This window comes from Chloroflexota bacterium (assembly GCA_018829775.1).
Taxonomy (GTDB): domain Bacteria; phylum Chloroflexota; class Dehalococcoidia; order Dehalococcoidales; family RBG-16-60-22; genus E44-bin89.
On record JAHJTL010000053.1, the window covers coordinates 44,447 to 50,504 of the forward strand.

A 6,058-nucleotide genomic window follows, 5' to 3' on the forward strand; every position below is an offset into this window, starting at 1 on the left:
CTGAGGCCGTGAGGTAAAAAAGATGAACGAGGAAACCTCAAAGAAGCACCTTCAAGTTGAGCTGAAAGAACTGCGCCAGCGCGTCGCCGACCTTGAAGCCCAAGAAAGCAAGCTCAGTCGGGCGGAGGATGAATTAAAGCAAAACAAAGAGTATCTGGAGAACCTTAACAATTCACTGCCAGATGCAATAATTACTGTAGATGTTCCAGTTAACATTGATGATAGGATTATTAGATACGCTAATAAATCAATAGAAAAAATATTTGGCTACAAACAAAAGGAATTGCTGGGCAAGAGTCCGGTAGTGCAATATGCCAGCAAAGAAGATTTTATTAATTCGGGTAAAGTCTTAAAGTCCGCCATCAGCCGCAGGACGAAAGTAATACATCGAGAGGAGCTGCTGCTGAAAAGAAAAAACGGAGAAACGTTCCCGGCTGAACTCACCACCACCTTTATACGAACGGGAGGGAAAGTTACACAAATCACCTCAATCATCAGGGATATTACCGAGCGCAGGCAGGCAGAAGAGGCCTTACACCTGAGGGCACACCTCCTGAATGAAGCCACCGATTCCATAATCGCTACCGACCTGGATGGCAATCTCATCTACATGAACGAGGCGACCTGCCGTACCTACGGCTACTCCAAAGAACAATTGCTCAATATGAACTTGCGACAGCTGGTGTCACCGGACATTACCAGACTAGTTGATGAGAAGCTCAGGCGCGTGAAAGAGGAGGGAGCTATCACTTTTGAATCAGAACACAGGCACAGGGACGGTAGTGTCTTCCCCGTGGAAGTAACAGCCCGTACTGTAAACCTTGGCGACAGGACAATCATCCTGTCCGCAATTCGAGACATCACCGAGCGCAAGAAAATGGAGGAGCAACTCATCGTTACTGACAGATTAGCTTCCATTGGTGAGCTGGCTTCAGGGGTTGCCCACGAACTCAACAACCCGTTGACCGGGATTATTGGCTTCTCAGAACTGCTGCTGAATAAAGACGTTCCGGAAGACGTAAAGGGAGACCTGAAAATCATCCACCGGGAAGCACAGCGAACGGCGCAGGTAGTGAAAAATCTGCTCACTTTTGCCCGCAAGCAGGACACAACTAAAAAGCCCGCAGATATCAACAAGGCCATAAAATCGGTTCTTGACCTGCGCGCCTACGACCAGAAAGTGCACAATATCGACGTAGTTACCGATTTTGCACCCGACCTGCCCGAATTCAAGGCCGACATTTTCCGCCTGCAACAGGTCTTTGTCAATATCATCATCAACGCGGAATACTTCATATTGCAGGCACATGGGAAAGGTACAATCACCATCACGACGAAAGTCAAAGGAGACACCGTCCTGGCTTCATTTGCCGATGATGGCCCGGGTATAAAAGAGGAACATTTGAGACGTCTGTTTGACCCGTTCTTCACCACTAAAGAAGTGGGCCAGGGCACCGGGCTTGGTTTGAGTATCTGCCACGGCATAGTCACCGAACATGGCGGCCATATCTACGCAGAAAGCGAGCCGGGTCAAGGGGCAACATTTATCGTGGAACTGCCCATAAGATGAAGGCAGAGACAGGGGCGTCATCATGGCTGACACTGCCCGCAGTAAAAAGAGAATACTGGTCGTAGAGGATGAGGCAGTCATTCGCAACGTCTGTCGTGCAGGACTTGGAGCTGAAGGTTTTGATGTGCATGTCACCCCCGATTGCCGTACCGCCCAAGAAATGATTAACAAATATCATTATGACCTCTTCCTTGTCGACATTTTAATACCGGAAATGAGCGGAATGCAGTTGTACCAATGGCTTCTGGAGAAACACCCTCAACTGGCAAAGAAGGTTGTTTTCTGTACTGGATTGGCAATAGAAGGAAATATCAAAAAATTCCTGGAGCAAAGTGGCCGCCCAGTACTGCCTAAACCTTTCTCGCTCGCTGAACTGGTCAACGTAATTCAAGATACGCTGCGGCGAAAAAATGGCAAAAAAATTAGAAAGAATACTTATCGTTGATGATGAGGAGTCAGTAAGGAAGCTCCTCAATAACAAGCTGACCATAGATGGATACCGGTGCCATGAAGCGTCCAGTGCCAGGCAGGCGCTGTATGAGCTGCACCATAACAAGGTTGACCTGGTCATGCTGGATATCAAGATGCCGGCGAAATCGGGTATTGAGCTGCTGCCCGAAATAAAACTTGGTTATCCTGATACTTCAGTTATCATGGTCACCGCGCTCGCCGATATGCAGACTGCCATTCGATGCATGAAGCAGGGCGCCTACGACTACGTAATCAAGCCTTTTGAACTCGATGAAATAACCATCAGCGTGGCGCGGGCACTGGAGAAGAGAAGGCTGGAACTGGAGAACAAGGAGTATCAGCAGCACCTGGAGAAGAAGGTCGCCGAGCAGGCGAATAAAATCCGGGCATCGTTCCTTAACGCCATTACGGCCCTGGTTTACGCCCTTGAAGCCAAGGATGCCTATACCAGCGGGCATTCCCAGAGGGTTGCCCAGTTATCCGCGGCCATTGCCCGACAGTTGAATCTTCCCCGGAGTCAGATTAATCAACTGAAACTTGCCGGACTGCTTCATGATGTCGGTAAGATAGGTGTTCAGGAATCAGTGTTGAACAAGCCCGGCCGCCTGACGGAGGAACAATTCGAGCTGGTAAAGCTTCATCCTGAGATTGGTGAGCATATCCTGAGCCCGATAGTTAATAGCACGGAGATTCTGGACGCAGTCCGCAGCCATCATGAGCATTACAACGGCAAGGGTTACCCGGATGGATTGAAAAACGGCGAGATATCGCTTGGCGCCCGCATTCTGGCGATATCGGATGCATACGAAGCAATGACATCCGAGCGCCCCTATCGGGCGTCAATGAGTGCTGACGCAGCTCTCAATGAAATAGAGCATAACAAAGGGACTCAGTTTGACCCGGAAATCGCCGATACCTTTACCAGGATTGAGGAATCCCGTATCTCCAATTTAAACAAACAGAAGCAGGGTAATAAATCGCCTCGAAAAAGCTGACTCCTCTCCCCACCCCATATAGAATACCTTCTCCACGTAATGTTTCACCATACTATTCTCAAATCAATAGTCTTCTGTGATTTCTCCCAGTAACATAACCGCGCCCATATACCAGATTTTTCATATTTGCGGAACTGAAATTCCCAACGGCTTATGGTATCGCTTCAGGGCAGGCCTTTTTAATCTACCCTCCTTTCACCTTTACCATATCTTTTCTGCTGGCCGGATATTTTACAGAGAGTTTACACAGCGGTAAAACCGGGATAACAATGCCCCTCTATACTCATTAGTAGACTGAAGTTGGTGGGAATGATTGACCAAGGGGCCCCGGTCATGAGTGACTACCAACCCCAGTCAGAAAAAAAAGGGGGTTAGGAAAATGAAAAAGTTAACCATAATCATTTCTGTCCTGATGGCCCTGCTCATCCTGGTGGCAGGCCCGATGACCGCACTGGCACAGGACGATGAGGAAACAGAGGCTGACTCTCCCAAATCATTCTGGGAGGGGTCTCTGGCAATCGTCGCGCCGCGGATAGCCCCGGTTGGTGAGGAAATATCGATGACCGTGTTCCTCAGGGCAAACCAGGAACCGTTCCCTGATGCCGGAGTCTGGGCGCTCACCAGGGAGAGAGCCGAGGTACTGAAGGAGGAGCTGGCGGCACTCAGAGAACAGAACAGCCTGTCCTCTGCCGATACCGACCTTGAGGGCATCATCAGCATCCATGGCACCTTCCTCGGCAGAACCGATGAAAACGGTAAGCTCTACCACGCGTTTGACGAGTCCGGCCATTATATGCTGGCCGCGGTCAAGAAGCATTACTTCCCCGGCTTCACCGACATCAACATCGGAACGCTGCCCCGAGCCCTCGGCATCGAGGCGCCACGGCGTGCGCTTGTCGGTCAGGATGTGACCATCACCGCCTTCCAGAGAAGGACTGAGGAACCGGTTGAAGGTGCCGGCATCTGGGCCCTTTCCCGTGAAGAAGCCGAGGTCCTGAGGGAAGAGGTGAAGGCTCTCCACGAGGACACCAGCATTGCCGCCGAGGAGAAAGACTACGAGTCTCTGGTAGACATCCACGGCGATTTCCTTGGCAGGACTGATGAAGACGGCCAGCTAACCCATGCTTTTGCCGAAGCCGGCGGCTATCTTCTGGTCGCGGTGAAAAGAGGCTACGTACCCGGATTCTCTCCCATCGGTGTCGGAATCGAGCCCAAAGCTCTTGGACTCCATGCACCGTGGCGTGCGCTTGTCGGTCAGGATGTGACCATCACCGCCTTCCAGAGGGGGACTCAGGAACCGGTTGAAGACACCGGTATCTGGGCCCTCTCCCGGGAGGAAGCCGAGGTCTTGAGGGAAGAGATGAAGGCTCTCCACGAGGACACCAGCGTTGCCGCCGAGGAGAAAGACTACGAGTCTCTGGTGGACATCCACGGCGACTTCCTCGGCAGGACCGATGAGGATGGTGAGCTGAGCGTTGCTTTCTCTTCAGGTGGAATCTACCTGCTGGTAGGCGTCAAGAAGGGATATTTCCCAGGCGTGACCATTATCGGCGTCCACGAAATGCCTGCACCAACGCCCGCACCGCCACAACCTGTACCGGAACCGTCAGCGCCAGCACCAGAGCCCGAACCGGAACCGGAAGAAGTGACCGAGTAATGTACCCGTATTGATGCAGACGGAAAACTAAATATGGGGGCCAGCCCTGTTAGGGCTGGCCCCACTTTCAGTACTAACTTAATTCGTGGAATTGCGTGGCATACATATTCAGGGTACCCACTTTGGAGTATAATGAAACAAAAATTCGATAGTGCACGGATAAATATGCCGAAACTGCTGGTCGTTGATGACGAACCCAACATCGTTGAGCTGACCAAGCTCTACCTCGAGCGCGAAGGCTATCAGGTCGAGGCGGTATCTACCGGTCAGGAAGCCCTCTCCAGGCAGAGCGCCGGCAACTTCGACCTTATCGTCCTCGACTTGATGCTGCCTGATATAGACGGCTTCGAGGTCTGCCGCCAGATAAGGTCGAAAAGCGATGTTCCTATCCTGATGCTGACGGCGCGCAAAGAGGACGTCGACAAGATAGTTGGCCTGGAGATAGGTGCCGACGACTATTTCACCAAACCGTTCAATCCGAGGGAGCTGGTGGCCCGGGTGAAGGCAATATTGCGCCGCTATCAGGCGGGGCTTAAACCGCACGACAGCATTGAAATCGGCAACCTGCACATCGACCTCTCCCGACATGAAGTTACCGCGGCCGGTACTCCGGTTAAGCTCAGGACCAAGGAATTTGCCCTGCTGTCTGCTCTGGCCCAGAATCCCGGCATCGTATTCAGCCGGGAGAAACTGCTGGACGTGGTGTGGGGATATGACTACTACGGTGAAACGCGCACCGTTGATGTTCACATCAACCACCTGCGGGAAAAAATCGCCGGCGCCGGCGTCGCCATAGAGACGCTCCGAGGTACCGGATATAAAATGGTGGTGAGCGAGGAGTCATAGATGAGCCTGCGCACGCGTCTTTTCGCCACCTATTCTCTGGTCGTCATTCTCTGCCTGGGGCTGGTTGCCCTGTCAGTTACGGTTATCCTGCAGAGCTCTCGTGACCGCCTGACCATGGAACGGCTGGATACCATCGCCCGACCCATTTCCATACAGGTTACCACCATGATGCGCCGTCAAATACCAATGGCCGAGATACTGGACAACCTGGTAGAACAGGCGGAGAAGAACAAGGTCAATATTTTACTGGTGGATGGCGAGGGCAATATTCTGCGGCAGTTCTCGCCGGGGCAGACCAGTTCCCGGCCAACTATCGAAGTATTGCCAGTCGATGTGCCTCATGTTATTTCGGAGCCGGTACAGGGAAAATTCGTCACCGAAAACGGCCAGACTTACATTTACGCCGCCTATCCCCTTGTCCGCCCTTCCGGTGCATCTGACCCCCAGCGCATAGAGACCCTGGTTCTTTCCGTACTGCGTACCAAGGCCGCCGCCATCATGGCAGGCCTGTTCAGCCCC

General features: G+C 52.2%; 5 protein-coding genes and 1 pseudogene. All 6 read left to right on the top strand.

Going from position 1 to position 6,058, the window contains the following annotated elements:
* Positions 1 to 22: 22 nt before the first annotated feature.
* The gene (locus KKD83_05375; GenBank protein ID MBU2535581.1) at positions 23 to 1,570 is read left to right on the top strand and encodes a PAS domain S-box protein; all 1,548 of its coding nucleotides are present in this window, start codon (positions 23 to 25) and stop codon (positions 1,568 to 1,570) included.
* Positions 1,571 to 1,592: 22 nt separating this feature from the next.
* Positions 1,593 to 2,015 carry a response regulator gene (locus tag KKD83_05380; GenBank protein ID MBU2535582.1) on the top strand — a complete coding sequence of 141 codons (423 nt, stop codon included), beginning with the start codon at positions 1,593 to 1,595 and terminating at the stop codon, positions 2,013 to 2,015.
* Positions 1,981 to 3,036: a response regulator gene (locus KKD83_05385; protein MBU2535583.1), complete on the top strand. Its 1,056-nt coding sequence runs from the start codon at positions 1,981 to 1,983 to the stop codon at positions 3,034 to 3,036. The genes KKD83_05380 and KKD83_05385 overlap by 35 nt, the downstream gene beginning before the upstream one ends.
* Positions 3,037 to 4,597: 1,561 nt before the next feature.
* A pseudogene (locus KKD83_05390) lies at positions 4,598 to 4,675 on the top strand (pilus assembly protein).
* Between the two features lie 183 nt (positions 4,676 to 4,858).
* Positions 4,859 to 5,539 (top strand): response regulator transcription factor, encoded by a 681-nt coding sequence (locus KKD83_05395; GenBank protein ID MBU2535584.1) that lies wholly within the window; start codon positions 4,859 to 4,861, stop codon positions 5,537 to 5,539.
* Positions 5,540 to 6,058: hypothetical protein (locus KKD83_05400; protein MBU2535585.1), on the top strand; the 519-nt coding region annotated here is incomplete at its 3' end.

What these genes read in the sequence shown, in the direction of transcription:
- KKD83_05375 (MBU2535581.1), top strand. Translation starts at nt 23, where the DNA reads ATGAACGAGGAAACCTCAAAGAAGCACCTTCAAGTTGAGCTGAAAGAA.
- KKD83_05385 (MBU2535583.1), top strand. Translation starts at nt 1,981, where the DNA reads ATGGCAAAAAAATTAGAAAGAATACTTATCGTTGATGATGAGGAGTCA.
- KKD83_05380 (MBU2535582.1), top strand. Translation starts at nt 1,593, where the DNA reads ATGGCTGACACTGCCCGCAGTAAAAAGAGAATACTGGTCGTAGAGGAT.
- KKD83_05395 (MBU2535584.1), top strand. Translation starts at nt 4,859, where the DNA reads ATGCCGAAACTGCTGGTCGTTGATGACGAACCCAACATCGTTGAGCTG.